Origin of the sequence: Phenylobacterium sp. (genome assembly GCF_965284355.1) — a bacterium.
Lineage (GTDB): Bacteria > Pseudomonadota > Alphaproteobacteria > Caulobacterales > Caulobacteraceae > Phenylobacterium.
Genome location: NZ_OZ260078.1, coordinates 2,913,166 through 2,930,425, shown reverse-complemented (window position 1 = coordinate 2,930,425; position 17,260 = coordinate 2,913,166). Strand labels below are relative to the sequence as shown.

General features: G+C 69.4%; 15 protein-coding genes. 7 read left to right on the top strand and 8 right to left on the bottom strand.

Features of this window, described 5'->3' with window-relative positions:
- Positions 1-3 precede the first annotated feature (3 nt).
- Complete coding sequence (locus tag ACQ66R_RS14310) at positions 4-1,815, top strand: PQQ-dependent sugar dehydrogenase (protein WP_430423042.1); 1,812 nt, start codon at positions 4-6, stop codon at positions 1,813-1,815.
- Positions 1,816-2,088: 273 nt separating this feature from the next.
- Here ACQ66R_RS14310 and ftsH read toward each other — a convergent pair whose 3' ends face one another.
- Together ftsH and rpsU are read right to left on the bottom strand one after the other, a co-directional pair.
- Positions 2,089-3,975: an ATP-dependent zinc metalloprotease FtsH gene (gene ftsH / locus ACQ66R_RS14305; protein WP_430423040.1), complete on the bottom strand. Its 1,887-nt coding sequence runs from the start codon at positions 3,973-3,975 to the stop codon at positions 2,089-2,091.
- 194 nt (positions 3,976-4,169) lie between these two features.
- A complete protein-coding gene (gene rpsU, locus ACQ66R_RS14300) occupies positions 4,170-4,403 on the bottom strand; it encodes a 30S ribosomal protein S21 (protein WP_091735317.1) in 234 nt (77 codons plus the stop codon).
- Positions 4,404-4,777: 374 nt separating this feature from the next.
- On the opposite strand from rpsU, the gene ACQ66R_RS14295 reads away from it, so the two are divergent.
- Positions 4,778-5,422, top strand: a complete 645-nt coding sequence (locus ACQ66R_RS14295) for a COQ9 family protein (RefSeq protein WP_430423038.1) — start codon at positions 4,778-4,780, stop codon at positions 5,420-5,422.
- Positions 5,423-5,433: 11 nt separating this feature from the next.
- Here the strand turns inward: ACQ66R_RS14295 and ACQ66R_RS14290 are convergent, their stop codons facing one another.
- The 5 genes from ACQ66R_RS14290 to purE all read right to left on the bottom strand — a co-directional run bounded on the left by ACQ66R_RS14290 (position 5,434) and on the right by purE (position 10,791).
- Positions 5,434-5,631, bottom strand: a complete 198-nt coding sequence (locus ACQ66R_RS14290) for a helix-turn-helix transcriptional regulator (protein WP_293364067.1) — start codon at positions 5,629-5,631, stop codon at positions 5,434-5,436.
- Positions 5,628-6,014, bottom strand: a complete 387-nt coding sequence (locus tag ACQ66R_RS14285) for a hypothetical protein (RefSeq protein WP_430423035.1) — start codon at positions 6,012-6,014, stop codon at positions 5,628-5,630. The genes ACQ66R_RS14290 and ACQ66R_RS14285 overlap by 4 nt, the downstream gene beginning before the upstream one ends.
- An 88-nt stretch (positions 6,015-6,102) precedes the next feature.
- Positions 6,103-9,111, bottom strand: a complete 3,009-nt coding sequence (locus tag ACQ66R_RS14280) for a GAF domain-containing protein (RefSeq protein WP_430423033.1) — start codon at positions 9,109-9,111, stop codon at positions 6,103-6,105.
- A 116-nt stretch (positions 9,112-9,227) separates the two neighbouring features.
- Entirely contained in the window at positions 9,228-10,307 is a 1,080-nt protein-coding gene (locus tag ACQ66R_RS14275; RefSeq protein ID WP_430423031.1) for a 5-(carboxyamino)imidazole ribonucleotide synthase, read from the bottom strand.
- A gap of 4 nt (positions 10,308-10,311) precedes the next feature.
- On the bottom strand, positions 10,312-10,791 hold the full coding sequence (purE, locus tag ACQ66R_RS14270) for a 5-(carboxyamino)imidazole ribonucleotide mutase (protein ID WP_430423029.1): 480 nt from the start codon (positions 10,789-10,791) through the stop codon (positions 10,312-10,314).
- A 131-nt stretch (positions 10,792-10,922) separates the two neighbouring features.
- Here purE and ACQ66R_RS14265 point away from each other — a divergent pair, with 131 nt between their 5' ends.
- Positions 10,923-11,618 carry a GGDEF domain-containing protein gene (locus tag ACQ66R_RS14265; RefSeq protein WP_430423027.1) on the top strand — a complete coding sequence of 232 codons (696 nt, stop codon included), beginning with the start codon at positions 10,923-10,925 and terminating at the stop codon, positions 11,616-11,618.
- Positions 11,619-11,678: 60 nt separating this feature from the next.
- Here ACQ66R_RS14265 and zwf read toward each other — a convergent pair whose 3' ends face one another.
- Positions 11,679-13,136 (bottom strand): glucose-6-phosphate dehydrogenase, encoded by a 1,458-nt coding sequence (zwf, locus tag ACQ66R_RS14260; protein ID WP_430423025.1) that lies wholly within the window; start codon positions 13,134-13,136, stop codon positions 11,679-11,681.
- 254 nt (positions 13,137-13,390) lie between these two features.
- Between zwf and otsB the strand changes: the two genes are divergently transcribed.
- From otsB to ACQ66R_RS14240, 4 genes are all read left to right on the top strand, one after another.
- Positions 13,391-14,140 (top strand): trehalose-phosphatase, encoded by a 750-nt coding sequence (otsB, locus tag ACQ66R_RS14255; RefSeq protein WP_430423022.1) that lies wholly within the window; start codon positions 13,391-13,393, stop codon positions 14,138-14,140.
- Complete coding sequence (locus ACQ66R_RS14250; RefSeq protein WP_430423020.1) at positions 14,137-15,549, top strand: alpha,alpha-trehalose-phosphate synthase (UDP-forming); 1,413 nt, start codon at positions 14,137-14,139, stop codon at positions 15,547-15,549. Before otsB ends, ACQ66R_RS14250 begins: the two co-directional genes overlap by 4 nt.
- Positions 15,550-15,633: 84 nt before the next feature.
- Positions 15,634-16,122 (top strand): OsmC family protein, encoded by a 489-nt coding sequence (locus ACQ66R_RS14245; protein WP_430423018.1) that lies wholly within the window; start codon positions 15,634-15,636, stop codon positions 16,120-16,122.
- A 62-nt stretch (positions 16,123-16,184) separates the two neighbouring features.
- A complete protein-coding gene (locus ACQ66R_RS14240; RefSeq protein ID WP_430423016.1) occupies positions 16,185-17,228 on the top strand; it encodes an alpha/beta hydrolase in 1,044 nt (347 codons plus the stop codon).
- The last annotated feature ends 32 nt before the right edge of the window (positions 17,229-17,260 follow it).

Sequence of the window (17,260 nt, the reverse complement as noted above, 5' to 3'; positions counted from 1 at the left end):
GGGATGCCCGAGATCGTCGGAAGCGGCGCGCGCGATACGCTGGCGGGGACCGCCGGCGCCGACACGCTGTTTGGACGCGACGGCTCAGACAGCATCAGCGGCGGCGCGGGCGGCGACCTGATCTACGGCTTCGGGGCGGGCGACGCGGACCCCGACGGCGCGGGCGCGATCACCGCGGTCCGGGTCGCCTTCGGCCTCTCACGCCCCCTGTTCGCCGTCTCGCCGCCCGGCGATCCGGACCGGCTGTTCATCGTCGAGCAGTACACCGGCCGGATCATGATCTTCGACACGCGCACGGGCGCGGTGCAGTCCCAGCCGTTCCTCGACCTCCCGGACGGCACGATCGCGACAGGGATCGAGCAGGGGCTCCTGGGCCTCGCCTTCCATCCCAACTACCAGGCGAACGGCCTGTTCTACGTCTATCTGACCAACCTTTCGGGCGACACCGAGATCCAGGAGTATGTCCGGCAGAGCGCCGATCGCGCCGGCGCTCAGACCGACACTCTGCTGGTCATCGACCGCAACTCGATCAATCACGTCGGCGGCTGGATCGGCTTCGGTCCGGACGGGATGCTCTACATCGCCTCGGGCGACGGCCACTCCTCCGCGAGCGGCGTGACCTTGGACGCCCAGGACATCAACAACCTGCTGGGCAAGATCCTGCGCATCGACGTCGATCGCGACGACTTCCCGGCCGACTTCGCGAAGAACTACGGCATCCCCGCCGGCAACCCGTTCGTCGGCCGCGACGGCGCCGACGAGATCTTCGCCTACGGCCTGCGCAACCCGTGGCGACCCAGCTTCGACGCCGCCACGGGCGATCTCTACATCGGCGACGTCGGCGGCAACCTGCGCGAGGAGATCGACGTCATCCCCGCCGGGACCTCCGGGTTCAATTTCGGCTGGCCGCTCAAGGAGGGCTTCGCGGTCCGCTCCAGCGACCCGGGCGGTCTGACCAACCCGGTGCTCGACTACGACCGGGTGACCCCGCTCTACCGAGGCTTCGCCGTCACCGGCGGCTATGTCTACCACGGCCCGGGGGGCGGCCAGGGGCTGTACGTCTTCGCGGACTACATCACCGGCAACGTCTGGACCACGCGCGTGGTCGGCGGTCAGGCCACCGACTTCCTCAATCGCAACAGTCAGATCACTGTGGTCGGCGGCGACCTGGACCAGATCACCTCGTTCGGGGTCGACGGACGCGGCCGTCTCTACGCCGTGGGTCAGGACGGCGACATCCACCGCCTCGACTTCGGCGATGCGGCCGGCGACGGCATGGACTATCTGCGCGGCGACGACGGCAACGACACCATCCTGGGCGGGATCGGCTTCGACGACATCAACGGCAACATGGGCGACGACACCGCCGCGGGCGGCGCGGGCGACGACTGGGTCGTGGGCGGCAAAGACCAGGACTGGCTGGCCGGCGACGCGGGAAACGACATCGTCTTCGGCAACCTGGGCGACGACACGCTCGACGGGGGCGCGGGCGCCGACCTGGTCCGCGGCGGCCAGGGGAACGACCTCATGCTGGGCGGCGCCGGGAATGACTTCATGTCGGGCGACCGTGGCGACGACACCGCCACGGGCGGGACGGGCGCCGATACCTTCAACAGCTTCGGCGAGGCCGGAACCGACCGCGTCACCGACTTCAACCTGGCCGAAGGCGACCGCGTCCGCCTCGAACCCGGCAGCGCCTGGACCGTCAGCCAGGTCGGCGCAGACACCGTCGTCGACATCGCCGGCGGCGGGAAGGTGATCTTGGTCGGGGTCACCCTGTCGTCCCTCACCGACGGCTGGATCTTCGTGGGCTAAGAACCACGAAGTACACGAATGGGCGGGCTGCCTCCGATGCCGCGAAGCGGCGCCCTCCTGATTGGATCGGCCACGGACCATCTCGGACCAACACGGACACTCGGCTTCACTGTCCGTGATGGTCTGTGATGGTCCGTGGTTCCTTGCCTCTCCGGTTAGGTCGCCCGCTGCGCGGGACTGGGACGCGCGGGCCCTTTCGTGGATCTCGAGGTTCAAAGAAAAAGGGCGGCCGCTTCATCAGCGACCGCCCTTCGTTCGTTCCGGCTCTGCGCCTTACGCCGGTTCGGCGCTGGGCTTGGGCGAGATGGGGACCGCGACCGCGGGGCCGGTCGGGCGCTTGGACTCCGACTCGTCGCGGTTGGGGGCCACCCCCTTCAGCGCATTCACGATCTCGTCGCCGGTCAGGGTTTCGTACTCCAGCAGCGCCTTGGCGAGGGTGTGCAGATCGTCGATTTTCTCGGTCAGGATGCGGCGGGCCTCGGACTCGCCGCCCTCCACCAGCCGGCGGACTTCCTCGTCGATGATCTTCGAGGTCTCTTCCGAGACGTTCTGGTTGCGCGCCACCGAGTGGCCCAGGAACACCTCCTCCTGGTTCTCGCCGTATTCCACGGCGCCCAGGCGATCCGAGAAGCCCCACTTCGTCACCATCGCGCGGGCCAGCTTGGTGGCCTGGCTGATGTCGGACGAGGCGCCCGAGGTGATGTGCTCCTTGCCGAAGATCAGTTCCTCGGCCACGCGGCCGCCGAACAGGATCGCCAGCCGCGACGTCATCTGCTGGTAGCTCATCGAGTACTTGTCGCGTTCCGGCAGCTGCATGACCATGCCCAGCGCGCGGCCGCGCGGGATGATCGTCGCCTTGTGCACCGGGTCGGTGTTGGGGACGTTCAGCGTCACCAGGGCGTGGCCGCCCTCGTGATAGGCCGTCAGCTTCTTTTCCTCTTCGGTCATGACCATGGAGCGTCGCTCGGCGCCCATCATGACCTTGTCCTTGGCGTCCTCGAAGTCGCGCATGGTGACCATGCGGCGGTTCTTGCGGGCGGCCATCAGGGCGGCTTCGTTGACCAGGTTGGCCAGGTCGGCGCCTGAGAACCCCGGGGTGCCGCGCGCGATGACCTTCACGTCCACGTCGGCGGCCAGCGGCACATTCTTCATGTGCACGCGCAGGATCCGCTCGCGGCCGTTGATGTCGGGGTTCGGCACCACCACCTGGCGGTCGAAGCGGCCCGGACGCAGCAGCGCGGGGTCCAGCACGTCGGGACGGTTGGTGGCGGCGATCAGGATGATGCCCTCGTTCGCCTCGAAGCCGTCCATCTCGACCAGCAGCTGGTTCAGGGTCTGCTCTCGCTCGTCGTTGCCGCCCCCGAGTCCGGCCCCACGATGTCGACCGACAGCGTCGATTTCGTCGATGAAGATGATGCAGGGCGCGTTCTTCTTCGCCTGTTCGAACATGTCGCGGACGCGGCTCGCGCCGACGCCCACGAACATTTCCACGAAGTCCGAGCCCGAGATGGTGAAGAACGGCACGCCCGCCTCGCCCGCGACGGCGCGCGCGATCAGCGTCTTGCCGGTGCCCGGGGGGCCGATGAGCAGGGCGCCCTTCGGGATCTTGCCGCCCAGGCGCTGGAACTTCTGCGGGTCCTTCAGGAAGTCGACGATCTCCGTCAGCTCTTCCTTGGCCTCGTCCACGCCGGCGACGTCGTCGAACGTCACGCGGTTCTTGTTTTCGGTCAGCAGGCGGGCCTTCGACTTGCCGAAGCCCATGGCGCCGCGCGCGCCGCCCTGCATCTGGCGCATGAAGAAGATCCACACGCCGATCAGCAGCAGGATCGGCAGCGCGTTCAGCAGCAGGCCGGTCAGCAGGCCGCCGCCGGCGGGCTTCACCGAGATCGACGCGCCCTGCGCCTCGAGGCGCTTGACCAGGTCTTCCTGGTTGTTGGGCGTGGTGGTGTGGAAGTCGCGGTTCGACTGGTCGGTGACCGTGACGCGCGGGCCCTCGATGATCGCGGCCTTCACCTCGCCGGCGTTCACCTTCGCGATCATCTGCGAATAGGGGATTTCCTGGTTGGCCGCGGCGCCGCCACGGGCGCCCGTCATCATGGAATAAAGTCCGATCAGGACGACGACGATGACGCCCCAGATGACCAGATTGCGGAGATTCATGTGCAGACCGTTCCCATGAAGGCGGCGCGAAAGGACCGAAGATAGGACGCCAACCGCTTACGGACCACTTTACGCGGGCCGGGCGCGACGAAAGATAGCGCCTGGACTGTATACGCAAAAAGGGCCGCACCGGTGGCGCGACCCTTCAAATAAGCATCATCCGTGCCAGCTTTTAGGCCCGGACAGCCGCCTTTTTAGCGCGCGGGCTTCTTCGGCGCCGCGATCAGGCCTTCGCGCTGGGCGCGCTTGCGGGCCAGCTTGCGGGCGCGACGGACGGCTTCAGCCTTCTGGCGAGCGCGCTTTTCCGACGGCTTTTCATAGTGGACGTGCCGCTTCATTTCGCGGAACGAGCCTTCGCGCTGCATCTTCTTCTTCAGCGCCTTAAGGGCTTGGTCGACGTTGTTGTCGCGGACGAAAATCTGAACCAGAGGAGCCTCTCCTGCCTACGCTAGCCGCCCGCCTCGACAGCACCAAAAGGCGGCGAGCGTGCAAAAATGGATCGCCCGAAGGTGTTACCCTTCGGGTTTGAGGGCGGGCAATTAGCAGAAGAGGGTTGGCCTGTCCACGCTACGATCTTCCTTTCCCACGCAGTGGGAGAGGGGGACCGCTCGCCGCAGAGCGAGCGGTGGAGAGGGCAGGCCTCTTCCACGACATCTTGGGCCGACCCGCTGAACCGCGCAGGTTGAGAATCTATCCCGCCTGCCGGCCGCTCGCCCTATCCACCACGCGCTCTACGGCCTTCGGCCTCGGCCCGCGGTCCCCCTCTCCCACTTCGTGGGAAAGGCAGGTTAGAATGCGCTCTATGACCACCGCCGCACAGCAATGGGCCGAAGAGACCGAGCAGGCGCTGCTCGACCACATGCTGAGGCTGGCGCCGGCCCAGGGCTGGACCCGCCGCACGCTCGCTCAGGCCGGCCAGGCCCTGGGCATGTCCGAGGGCGAGACCGGCCTGCTGGTCCCGCATGGCCCCGCCGACCTGGCCGCCCTGCTGTCGCATCGCCATGATCAGCGCGCGCTGGCCGCGCTGGGCGATCCCCACAACATGAAGATCCGCGAGCGGATCCGCCGCGCGGTCGAGGCGCGCCTGGACGCCGCGATCCAGGACGAGGCGGCCGTGCGCCGCTGGATGGGATTCATGGCCCTGCCGACGCAGGCGCCATTGGCCGCGCGTCTGGCCTGGGAGACCGCCGACGCGCTCTGGCGCTGGGCCGGCGACGAGGCGACCGACGAGAACCACTACACCAAGCGCGTCATCCTCTCGGGCATCGTCAGCGGCGCGCTGGCGATCTGGCTGGCGTCAGGCCGGGGCGCCGCGCTCGCCTTCGTCGACCGCCGGATCGACAACGTCATGGCCTTCGAGAAGTGGAAGGCCACCACCAAGGTGCGGCCCAGCGAATGGGTCTCGGCCCTGGCGCACACCCTGGGCCGCGCCCGCTACGGCGACTGATCCACCCGCCACTACGCGTGCGGGTTCTCGAAGATCGTCTCCACGGGCTCGCCGAACAGCGCCGCGATCCGGTAGGCCAGGTCCAGCGACGGGTCGTGCTTGTCGCTCTCCAGCGCGATGATCGCCTGACGCGAGACCCCCAGGCGCTTGCCCAGGTCCTCCTGCGTCCAGCCGCGGGCGCTGCGCAGTTCCTTCAGTCGGTTCTTCACCGGGTGGTCCGCACGAAGGGCGTGACGAGGCCGTAGCAGAGCCAGAACAGCGGATAGACCATATAGCCGCCCACATGCGGGGCGCGCGCGTATTCCTCGACGAAGCCCCAGGCCGTGAAGATCGCCATGGCCCCGCCGGAGGCGAGGATGAAGCGCTTGGCGGTGAGGGCCCGCACGAACTCGTCGGCGTCGCGCATCAGCGCCAGGGTCGCCCACAGCTGGCCGATCACCGGAGCGGCGACCGCCAGACCCAGAAGATAGGATCCGGGCGCCGTCCGGTCGTCGAAGGCGCCCCCGATCGCGGCCATGTTTATCGCGACATAGGGAACCATGAAGGCGAGCGTGCGGGTGACATAGCGCCGATGGGCGAGATCCATAGCCATGGGGAACTCCTCGAATGTCAGGTAAACCTGACACCGAACTCGTGTAAGGTCAACCTTACATCAACCGCGCCGTCGCACTGGCGATCGGTCAGGCCGCGTCGGCGGCGCTCCAGACTCCGTCCCAGGACTCGGCGGGCGGATTGGCGCGCAGCGCGTGGGCGCGCTCCATCATCAGCATGGCGGACTTGTCGCCCGGGTCGAGGGCGACGGCCTCGGCGAAAGCGGCTGCGGCGGCGTCCCACTGCCGGGCGGCCAGGTAGGCCCGGCCGCGACGGTAGGCCTCCAGCCCCGGACAGGCCGCGGCGTCCGCCAGCACCTGGAAGATCGTGACCGGCTGCTCGCGGCCCCGCACCCGGATGGTGTCCAGCTCGCGCAGGATGTGGATGTCCTTGACGTGCCCGGCGGTGGCCTCGTCGATGATGATGTCGACCCCGTAGGTCTTGGTGGCGCTCTGCAGGCGGGCGGCCAGGTTCACGCTGTCGCCGATCACCGTATAGTCCATGCGCTTGGGGCTGCCGATCGTGCCGGCGATCACCTCGCCCGAGGTGATCCCGATCCCCAGGCGCAGGTTCGGCAGGCCCCGCTCGGGCCGACCGACGTTCAGCACCCCGATCATGCGGATCATCTGCACGGCCGAATCCACGGCGTGCAGCGGGTCCTGGCCGGTCGGCAGCGGGGCGCCGTAGACGGCCATCAGGCCGTCGCCCATGAACTTGTCGAGCACACCCTCGTGGCCGGCCACGGCCTCGAACAGCTCGGTGAAGATCTCGTTCAGCATCTCCACGACCTCGCGGGCGGCGAGGCGCTCGGCCAGGCTGGTGAAGCTGCGGATGTCGGCGAACAGCACGCTGGCGGGCACGGCGGCGCCGAACAGCAGCTCGTCGCCGCGGCCCATCACCTGGTCCACCACCTTCTGCGTCATGAACCGGCGCATCGCGCCCTGCATCCGCTTGCTGTCGGTGATGTCGTCGATGAGGACCAGCACCCCGGCGGCCGCGTCGTCGGCCATCAGGGGCACGATGTTCATGTTGGCCGAGACCTTGTCGCCCTGAGCGGTGGTGATCTCGGCCTCGAGCAGCAGCTTAGGCTGGCCGCTGGCCGCCACGGCCTCGAACTCGGGGATGAACCACGGATTGCTGACGGCCAGCGCGGTGCGCGCGTCGGCCCCCTCCAGCATCTCGCGGGTGACGCCCAGGATGCGGCAGGCGGTGTCGTTCAGCTTGGCGACCTTGGCCTCGGGATCCAGGGTGACCACGCCGGCCGACATCGAGCGCAGGATGCTCTCGTTGTAGTTCCGCTCGGACGCCACTTCCGCGAAGAGCTTGGCGTTGTCGATGGCGATGGCGGCCTGCGCGCTGAGGGCGTTCATCCGGGCGATGTCGGCGTCGGTGAAGCCCTTGCCGGTCTTGGCGTTCAGCGCCTGCATGACCCCCAGCTTGCGGCCGTCGCGCGCCTTCACCGGGATCGTCAGCACGCTGGTCGTGCGGTAGCCGGTGGCCACGTCGACCTGTCGGTTGAAGCGCGGGTCGGCGTAGGCGTCGGCGATGTTGATGGCCTCGCCGGACGTGAAGCAGGCACCGGCCAGCCCACCGTCCGAGGGGAAGCGGATCTGCTGACCGGCCACGCCCTCGGCGGCGATCGACCACAGCTCGTCGGTCTTGGCGTCGTAGAGGAACAGCGTGGCCCGGTCGGCGCCGATGAAGCGGCTGACCGCCTCCACGATCCGGGTCAGCAGCGCCTCGAGCCGGATCTCGGCGGTGATGGAGCTGTTCACGTCCAGCAGCTGCGCCAGGTCGTCCGAGCGCTGCTCGGCCACGCCCATCGAGATCGACCACCGCTCGGCCAGGACCACGAGGTGGGAGAACAGCATCACCAGGATGCCCAGAGGCAGCAGGTCCAGCCCGTTGAGCACGCCGACGATCACGGCGTTGGTCACCAGGTCGGAGTAGATCGCCGTGGCGACGACGACGACGACGCCCAGCAGGAAGACCGGCGCGCCGTCGCGGCGTCGGACCGCGGCGAACCCGACGACGGCGATCATGTAGAGGAAGCTGGCGATGCGGACCCACAGCGCCATGCCCGACACGAGCGACATGGCGAAGGTGTCGCCCATCAGCGCCAGGCCGGCGTAGGCCGTCACGAACAGGGCGTACAACCCCATGATCACCCAGAAGAGGGGGCCCAGGCTCTCCTTCGGGAACAGGGCGCGGGTGTAGGCCAGGACCAGAGCCACGGCGACGGTGCCGGTGATGTACTGCAGCGCCAGCATCTGCAGGAAACTGAGCTGCGGCAGGGCGACCATGATCAGGTTGTCGTGGCTGAACGCGCCGATCATCGGCGCCAGCAGCACCGAGCCCAGCGCGAGGTACAGCGACGCGCGGTCGTTGCGCCGGAACAGGAAGACGACGCCGCCGTAGCAGGCCAGCAGCAGCAGCGCGCTCAGCAGAAGGAGGCTGCGGATCCAGTCGAGGGTGATCCAGTTCTGCATCGGCTCGGCCAGCCCGATCAGCGGCGGCGCCTCGAGCCCGTTGTCGCGGTGCAGGAAGGTCGACTGGTCGATGCGCAGGTCGATAGGCCGCCCGTCGGCGATCAGGAAGACGTCCTGCGAGCGGACGAGGTAGCTCGTCGTGGCCTTCTCCAGCCCCGCCCGGCCGCGCCGCGACACCACCTCGCCGTCGACGGCGATCTCGCTGGCGGCGAACACCGCCGGGAAGTGCAGGATGTAGCGGCCGGGCGGCAGGTCGCGGATCTGCAGGTGGTAGCTGACGGCGCCCACCGGCGGGAGCTGCGGCGCGGTGTTCGACCAGCGGCCAGGGACCTCGACGACGACCTTCTGGGTGGGCGGCGGGCCGCCCGCGCCGCCGCGCCAGGTCAGCGCCCAGCCCCCTTCCATCTCGACCGGACGGTCCAGCGGGCCCCACCCGGCGTAGCTCAGCACCCCGCCCTTGGCGACCGGGCCGTTGCGATCGATGACGTCCACGAAGAACGGCGAGATGAACAGGCAGAGCAGGCTCAGGACCATGACCGCGAACATCACCCGGCGGCCAGGCGTACTGGTCCCGTGCCGCCGCGCGATCTCGCTTCCGGTGTCGCTCACCGCTGCCAAGGACCCCCCACCCATGAAGACTCGACTCTAAGTCGAGCGAGCGGCCCTTGGATACCCCGTTCGCCTGGATAGGGTGCGCGGGGCCCCAGGTTCCACGCTGAACGCCCCTACAGCATCCGGACCTTGTTCACGTGGCCCATCTTGCGGCCAGGTTTGGCCTGGCGCTTGCCGTAGAGGTGGATGCGGGTGTCCGGCTCGTGCGCCAGCTTCGCCCAGGTCTCCACCTCGTCGCCCAGCAGGTTCAGCATCTCGACCCGCGCGTGCGGGATCGTCGGGCCCAAAGGCCAACCGGCCACGGCGCGGATGTGCTGCTCGAACTGGTCCACGGAACAGCCGTCCTGGGTCCAATGGCCGGTGTTGTGCACGCGCGGCGCGATCTCGTTGACCAGCAGGCGGCCGTCCTTCAGCTCGAACAGCTCGATGCCCACCACGCCCACATAGTTCAGGCCCTTCAGCACGCGCGCGGCGATCTTCTCGGCCTCCAGCGCGATCGCCTTCGAGACATTGGCCGGCGCCAGGCTGCGGCGCAGGATGCCGCCTTCGTGGTGGTTCTCGGCCAGCGGATAGATCGCGGTGGCCCCATCGCGGCCGCGCGCGGCGATGATCGACAGCTCGCGCACGAAATCGGCCGGCGCCTCCAGGATCACCGGCACCCCGCCCAGCGCCTCGAAGGTGGCGGCGGCGTCGCCCACATGCTCGATCCAGCGCTGGCCCTTGCCGTCATAGCCCTCGCGCCGCGTCTTCATCAGCAGCGGGCAGCCCATGACCGCCGCCACCGACGCCGCCTCCTCGCCGCTGTCGGCCGCGGCGAAGGCCACCGTCGGCGCGCCGCTGGCGTTCAGGAACTGCTTTTCGGCCACCCGATCCTGCGCCACCGCCAGGGCCTCGGCCCCGGGCGCCACCTCGACCCCCAGCTGCTGCAGGGTCAGCACCGCCCGGGCCGGGACGTTCTCGAACTCGAAGGTCACCACCTTGGCCACCGCCGCCAGCTCGGCCAGCGCCTTGGGATCGTCGTAGGCGCCCACGATCGTGTGGTTCGAGACCTGGCCGGCCGGCGAATCCGCGTCGCGCTCCAGCACGGCCACGTCGAAACCCAGGCGCGCCGCGGCCAGCGCCAGCATGCGGCCCAGTTGCCCGCCCCCCAGGATGCCGAGGGTGGAGCCGGGCGGGAGCGGCAGGTTCACCATGATGCTACTCGACGGCCTCGGAGACGCTGGCGGTCTGGTCGGCGGCGAACGCGGCGATGCGCGCGGCCACCTTGGGGTCGGACAGCGCCAGGATCCGCGCCGCCATCAGGCCCGCGTTCTTGGCGCCCGCCTCGCCGATGGCCAGCGTGCCCACCGGAATGCCGCCGGGCATCTGGACGATCGACAGCAGGCTATCCATGCCCTTCAGCGCCTTGGATTCGATCGGCACGCCCAGCACCGGCAGGTCGGTCAGCGACGCGGTCATCCCCGGCAGGTGGGCGGCGCCGCCGGCCCCGGCGATGATCACCTTGAACCCCGCCGCCTTTGCGCCCTTGGCGAACGTGAACATCCGCTCGGGCGTGCGGTGGGCCGAGACCACCTTGGCCTCATAGGGCACGCCCAGGCCGTCCAGCATCTCGGCCGCATGGCGCAGCACGGGCCAGTCCGACCGACTGCCCATGATAATGGCGACAGGCGCGCTCATGTATGCTGAGTCCTTAGGGCGTCCCCGGAAGGGCGCGGAGTATAGGCGCCGCCTTTGCCCGCACAATGCTGTGCGGTTAGATTCCCTTAACCGCGGTGACGTCGAATGGCGTTAACCATTCCGGATACCCGATGAAGATCACCGGCGCCCGCAACGAACCGATCCGAACCGAGCGACGCCGCGTCCTCGCGCCGGGCGGCGTTGCGTCGTCGGGCGCGGCCGGCGCGGTCGATCAGGTGACTTTCCTGGGCATTCCGCGCGCCGAGATGACCCCCGCCGTCCAGGCCGCGATCGAGGCCCTGATCGGCGAGCTCGACCAGCTCAAGCGCGAGGTCGCCCAGCTGCGCGCCCGCCTCTCGGACGCCGAGGGCCTGGCTGACCGCGACACGCTGACCCCGCTGCTCAACCGCCGCGCCTTCGTCCGCGAGCTTTCCCGCGCCCGCACCTTCGCGGGCCGCTACGGCTTCCCCGCCAGCCTGGTCTACTTCGACCTCGACGGCTTCAAGGCGCTGAACGACGGCCACGGGCACGCCGCCGGCGATGCGGCGCTCATGGCGGTCGCCGACAAGCTGGTGGCCAATGTCCGCGAGAGCGACCTGGTGGGCCGCATGGGCGGCGACGAGTTCGCCGTCGTGCTGGTCCAGGCCGATCAGGCGACCGCCGAGGCCAAGGCCGCCACCCTGGCCCAGGCCATCGAGGCGGTCGGCCAGGGGCTGAAGGTCAGCTACGGCGTCCGCGAACTCGACCCCGACACCGACCCCGAAGCCCTCATCGCCGACGCCGACGCCCGGATGTTCGCCGCCAAGCGGGTCCGCAAGGCGGGGTAGAAGTCCCTGCCTTTCTCACGAAGTGGGAGAGGGGGATCGCCCGTGAACGGTACGGGCAGATCAGTCCGACCAGGCCTTGCCGAAGCGCTCGATGAGCGCGAACGCGCCCGACGGGCCCCAGCTGCCGGCGGCGTACGGCCGGGGATGCAGGCCCGCTTCCGACCAGGCGTCGGCCACGCCGTCGACCCAGCGCCACGCCTCCTCCACCTCGTCGCGCCGCACGAACAGCGTCGCGTCCCCGTGGATCGCGTCCAGCAGCAGCCGCTCGTAGGCGATCCGCCGCCGCGCCCCAGGGCCCTCGTAGGTCTTGAGCAGCGACAGCGACAGCGGCAGGGACTGCAGCCGCATCCCGCCCTGGGTCAGCCCCGGCGCCTTGTTCATCAGGGTCAGGCTGATGTCCTCGTCCGGTTGCAGGTCGATGACCAGCCGGTTGGGCGACATGTCCATCAGCGAGGCCGCGCCGAAGATCGAGTGCGGCACCGGCTTGAACTGGATCACCACCGTCGTGCGCTTCTCGGGCATCCGCTTGCCCGTGCGCAGGAAGAACGGCACGCCGGCCCAGCGCCAGTTGTCGATGTCGGCCCGCAGCGCCACGAAGGTCTCGGTGCCGCTCTTCTGGCCCCGCTCGGTCTCGTAGCCTTCGGCGGTCTTTCCGCTGACGACGCCGGCCGTGTACTGCCCGCGCACCGACTTCTCGGCCGCGTCCATCCGGGTGAAGCGGCGCAGACTGCGCAGCACCTTCACCTTCTCGTTGCGCACCGAGTCCGGCTCCATGTCGGCGGGCGGCTCCATCGCCACCAGGCACAACAGCTGCAGCATGTGATTCTGCAGCATGTCGCGCAGCGCCCCGTACTCGTCGTAGTACGGCCAGCGCGCGCCTACCCCCTCGGTCTCGGCCACGGTGATCTGCACGTGGTCGATCGTCAGGTTGTTCCAGAGCGGCTCGAAGAAGGTATTGGCGAAGCGCAGCGCGATCAGGTTCTGGACCGTCTCCTTGCCCAGGTAGTGGTCGATCCGGAAGATCTGCTCCTCGGCGAACACCTCGCCCAGGGCGGCGTTGACGTGGTGCGAGGTCTCCAGGTCGCGGCCGATCGGCTTCTCCAGAACGATCCGGGCGTCCGGGGTCGTCACGCCGGCCGCCGCCAGCGAGCAGCAGATCTTCTCGAACAGGCTGGGCGACACGGCCAGGAAGCACAGCGGCGCCTTGCAGCCGTCCAGGGCGGGCTTCAGCGCCTCGGCCCCTTCGGGCGTGGTGGCGTCGGCCCCCACATAGGTGATGCGGCCGGCGAAGCGCGCCCAAACGGCGTCGTCCAGCCCCTCGGGCCGCGCGCTCAGCGCCTGCCGGGTCTGTTCGACGAAGGCTTCGGTCGAAAGATCGGCGCGGGCCGTGAACACCAGCCGGAAGCCGTCCGGCAGGAACCCGTCGGCGTCCAGGAAGTACAGGGACGGCAGCAGCATGCGCCGCGCCAGGTCGCCCGTGGCGCCGAACAGCACGATGGCGTCAGCCGTGGCCGGCATCTCGTCTTCCTCTCCTGGAGCCCGATGCGGTCGATCTCGCTCGGCCGCTGAATCGTGCTCGAGAACCTTTTAATGAAGTGCGCTCTCGAGCGCGAAACCGCGCGCACTGTCGCCCACGCGCTCTTCGCGGAGGCCGGAGAAAGGCCCCAGTCCGCGCGCGGGTCAAGGGCCGGGCGAGGCTTTTCACAATCCCGCGCGCGGGGGGATCGAAACCGCGCCGCCGGCGTTAGGTCGATGTTCCGGGTGGGAGCGCCATGTCACTGGATTCGCTTACGGTCGCTTTGCCTCCGCCGAAGCCCCTCAGGCTGTCGGAGGCGGCGCTGTTCCTCGACATCGACGGCACGCTGGCGCCCTTCGCGCCGCGGCCGCAGGACGTGCGTCCCGACCCTCGCCGAACCCAACTGCTGGAGCGCCTGAACCAAGGCCTCGAAGGCCGCTTGGCCGTGGTCACCGGCCGCACGCTGGATGACGTCGACCGCATCCTCGAGGGCCGCATCACATGCGTCGCCGCCGTCCACGGCCTGGTCCGGCGCGGCGCCGACGGCGCGCTGCACGAGCCCGAGCCGCACCCAGGGCTGGAAGCCGCTCGCGATACGCTCCGCCGCTTCGCGGTCCGCGACCGGGGGATCATCGTCGAGGAGAAGGGCGCCAGCGTCGCGCTCCATTTCCGTCAGGCCCCGACCTATGCCGCCGAGGCCCGGGTGGTGGCCCTTCGCACCGCCCGCGAGACCGGCCTCTTCCTGCAGCATGGCGACATGGTCGAGGAGCTCCGCACGCCCGGCGCGTCCAAGGGCGACTCCATCCGCGAATTCATGCAGACCGCGCCCTTCCAGGGCCGCACGCCTGCTTTCGTGGGCGACGACGTCACCGACGAGAACGGCTTCGCGGCGGTGGAGCAACTCGGAGGGTTCGGGGTGCTGGTCGGCCGTCCGCGCGCCACCCACGCCCGCTTCGGGCTGCGCAACGTCGAGGACGTGATCGCCTGGCTGGAGGCCGCGCGATGAGTCCCCAAGGCCGGCTGATCGTCGTCTCGAACCGCGTGAACCTGCCGTCGGGCGACGGCGAGGAAAGCGTGGGCGGCCTGGCGATGGCGCTGGCCGCGGCGCTGAAGGCTTATTCCGGCCTGTGGTTCGGCTGGAGCGGGCGGACGACCGAGACGTTCACCGGCGACCTGCACACCGAAACCGTCGGCGGCGTCACGGCCGCCACCATCGACCTCGAAGAGGTCGATCTCGACGAGTACTACAACGGCTACGCCAACAAGACGCTGTGGCCATTGTTCCACTACCGCATCGACCTGGCCGCCTTCGATCGCGCCTTCGACAAGGGCTACACGCGGGTCAACCGCCGGTTCGCCGCCACGCTGGCCCCCCTGATCCGTCCGGACGACGTGATCTGGGTGCACGACTACCACCTGATCCCGCTGGCCAAGGAGCTGCGGGCGCTGGGGGTCAAGAACCGCATCGGCTTCTTCCTCCACATCCCCTGGCCGGCCCACCAGGTGATGATCAACCTGCCCCGCCACCGCCAGCTGGTGGAGGCGATGTTCGACTACGACCTGGCCGGCTTCCAGACCGCCGAGCACCAGCAGGCGTTCGAGGAGTATGTCTTGAACGAGGCCGACGGCGAGGTCCTGCGGCCCGGCTGTCTCAAGGGCTTCGGCCGCGTGCTCGAGACCGGCGCCTTTTCGATCGGGATCGACGCCGAGGACTTCGCGCGTATGACCCACTCCAGCCGCGCCCGGCGGATGCGCAACCTGATGACCGCCGCCACCGTATTCCGCCACCTGATCGTGGGCGTCGACCGGCTGGACTACTCAAAAGGGCTGGAGGAGCGGTTCCTGGGCTTCGAGCACTTCCTGGCCCAGAACCCGGATCTGCGCCGCGAGGTGCTGATGCTGCAGATCGCTCCGGTCAGCCGGGAGTCGGTCGAGGCCTACCAGGAGATCCGCGGCCGCCTCGATGCGCTCTCGGGCCGGATCAACGGCGAGTATTCGGACGTCGACTGGGCGCCGTTCCGCTATGTGAACAAGAACTACCGCCGCGACGAGCTGGCCGGCATCTACGGCGCCGCCCGCGTCGGTCTGGTCACGCCCCTTCGCGACGGGATGAACCTCGTGGCCAAGGAATTCGTGGCCGCGCAGGACCCCGAGGATCCCGGGGTCCTGGTCCTCTCCCGCTTCGCCGGCGCCGCGCGGCAGATGGGCGACGCCCTGCTGGTCAATCCCAACAGCCCCGAGGAGGTCGCCGACGCCCTGAAGCGCGCCATCCACATGGAAAAGCCCGAGCGTATCCGCCGTTGGGAGGCCCTCTACGACGGCGTCCAGCGTGAGGATGTCACCGCCTGGCGCGACGCCTTCGTCGCCGCCCTCACCGCCGAGCCCCACACCGCCCGACCGGCGATGGCGGGGTAGAGCGGCCTCCGCCGACGGCGGGACTAGCCAATCCGCGGCAAACGCCCCTCAATCGCCCTGACCGATCCCCGTCAGGACCCGCCCATGAGCCCCCCGCAAGACGACCCCGACGCCGTCACCGTCGCCGAGACCGGCGTCGGCCGCTTCCAGGTCGAGGTGACCGCCGCCGGCGCAACCTTCCTGGCCGATGAGCCCGAGGGGGCCGGCGGCCTGGGCTCGGGCCCCAATCCCTACGATCTGCTGGCCGCCGCGCTGGGCGCCTGCACCACCATGACCATGCGTCTCTACGCCGAGCGCAAGGGCTGGCCGCTGGAGCGCGCTCTGGTCCGCGTCGTTCACGCCCGCGACGGCCTCAAGGGCCGCGACCGTTTCGCCCGCGAGATCGTGCTGAAGGGCCCGCTGAGCGACGCCCAGACCCGGCGCCTGCTCGAGATCGCCGAGAAGTGCCCCGTTCACCGCACGCTCGAGACCGGCTCCGACATCATCACCGTGCTCGCGACCCAGCCGACCTCGGACCTCGCCCTGGCCGGCGAAGCTCACCTGCGCGACATGCTGGAGGCCTGCGCGGAGTAACTTCCCCTCCCCTACGGCGCCCTGCCACCGTCCACGCGACCGTCTCGCCGGAGCCTGCCGCCATGAACGACGTTCCCGTCTCCAAGCTTGTCCGCGACCCGCGCATCGATCCGCGGCTGAAGGCGCTGTTCGCCTGGCCCGACCGGCCGCCGGCGGGCGACGTGAAGGACCGCGAGACCCTGCTGGCCCAGGCCAACACGCCCGAGGCGCTGGCCGCTGAAGCCGCTATGGTCATGCTGTTCAGCGCCTGCGACACCGAGGAGAACGCGCCCCGGGCCGGCCTCTCGATCCGCACCGAGACCTATGTGTCGGCGCCTGACGGCAACACGATCCAGGCCGCCGTGATCCGCCCCGACACGGACCAGAAGCTGCCCTGCGTGGTCTACCTCCACGGCGGCGGCATGCAGACGATGAGCGCCTTCAACGGCATGTACAGCGCCTGGGGCCGGATCATCGCCGCCCAGGGCGTGGCCGTCGTCATGCCCGACTTCCGCAACGCGCTGCGGCCCTCGTCGGCGCCCCAGGTGCTGCCCTTCCCGGCGGGCCTGAACGACTGCGTCTCGGCGGTGAAGTGGGTCCATGCCAACGCCCAGTCTCTCAACATCGACGCCTCCCGCATCGTGGTGGCGGGCGAGAGCGGCGGCGGCAACCTGACCCTCGCCACCGGGCTCAAGCTGCTGAAGGACGGCGACATCGGCCTGATCCAGGGCCTCTATGCGCTGTGCCCCTATATCGCCGGCCAGTGGCCGCATCCCGACTGCCCGTCGTCGGTCGAGAACAACGGCATCCTGCTCGAGCTGCACGACAACCGCGGCGCGGTGGCCTACGGCATCGAGGCCTTCAACGCGAAGAACCCGCTGGCCTGGCCCGCCTTCGCCACCGAGGCCGACGTGCGCGGCCTGCCGCCGGTGATCATCAGCGTCAACGAGTGCGATCCGCTGCGCGACGAGGGCGTGAACTTCTACCGCCTGCTGCTGCGTGCCGGACAGCCCGCCCGCTGCCGCCAGATCATGGGCACCACCCACGGCGCCGAGATCTTCTCCATCGCCTGCCCCGAGATCAGCCGCGACACCGCCGCCGACCTGGCCCGGTTCGCCCGGGGGTGAGGCGCACCCTGCGCCTGCGCGCCTGACCGCGC

Bases quoted from the DNA above. Each gene is read 5' to 3' on its own strand.
- ACQ66R_RS14240 (WP_430423016.1), top strand. From the start codon at position 16,185: ATGAACGACGTTCCCGTCTCCAAGCTTGTCCGCGACCCGCGCATCGAT.
- otsB (WP_430423022.1), top strand. From the start codon at position 13,391: ATGTCACTGGATTCGCTTACGGTCGCTTTGCCTCCGCCGAAGCCCCTC.
- ACQ66R_RS14310 (WP_430423042.1), top strand. From the start codon at position 4: ATGCCCGAGATCGTCGGAAGCGGCGCGCGCGATACGCTGGCGGGGACC.
- zwf (WP_430423025.1), bottom strand. From the start codon at position 13,136: ATGCCGGCCACGGCTGACGCCATCGTGCTGTTCGGCGCCACGGGCGAC.
- ACQ66R_RS14275 (WP_430423031.1), bottom strand. From the start codon at position 10,307: ATGGTGAACCTGCCGCTCCCGCCCGGCTCCACCCTCGGCATCCTGGGG.
- ACQ66R_RS14250 (WP_430423020.1), top strand. From the start codon at position 14,137: ATGAGTCCCCAAGGCCGGCTGATCGTCGTCTCGAACCGCGTGAACCTG.
- ftsH (WP_430423040.1), bottom strand. From the start codon at position 3,975: ATGAATCTCCGCAATCTGGTCATCTGGGGCGTCATCGTCGTCGTCCTG.
- purE (WP_430423029.1), bottom strand. From the start codon at position 10,791: ATGAGCGCGCCTGTCGCCATTATCATGGGCAGTCGGTCGGACTGGCCC.
- ACQ66R_RS14295 (WP_430423038.1), top strand. From the start codon at position 4,778: ATGACCACCGCCGCACAGCAATGGGCCGAAGAGACCGAGCAGGCGCTG.
- ACQ66R_RS14285 (WP_430423035.1), bottom strand. From the start codon at position 6,014: ATGGCTATGGATCTCGCCCATCGGCGCTATGTCACCCGCACGCTCGCC.
- ACQ66R_RS14265 (WP_430423027.1), top strand. From the start codon at position 10,923: ATGAAGATCACCGGCGCCCGCAACGAACCGATCCGAACCGAGCGACGC.
- ACQ66R_RS14245 (WP_430423018.1), top strand. From the start codon at position 15,634: ATGAGCCCCCCGCAAGACGACCCCGACGCCGTCACCGTCGCCGAGACC.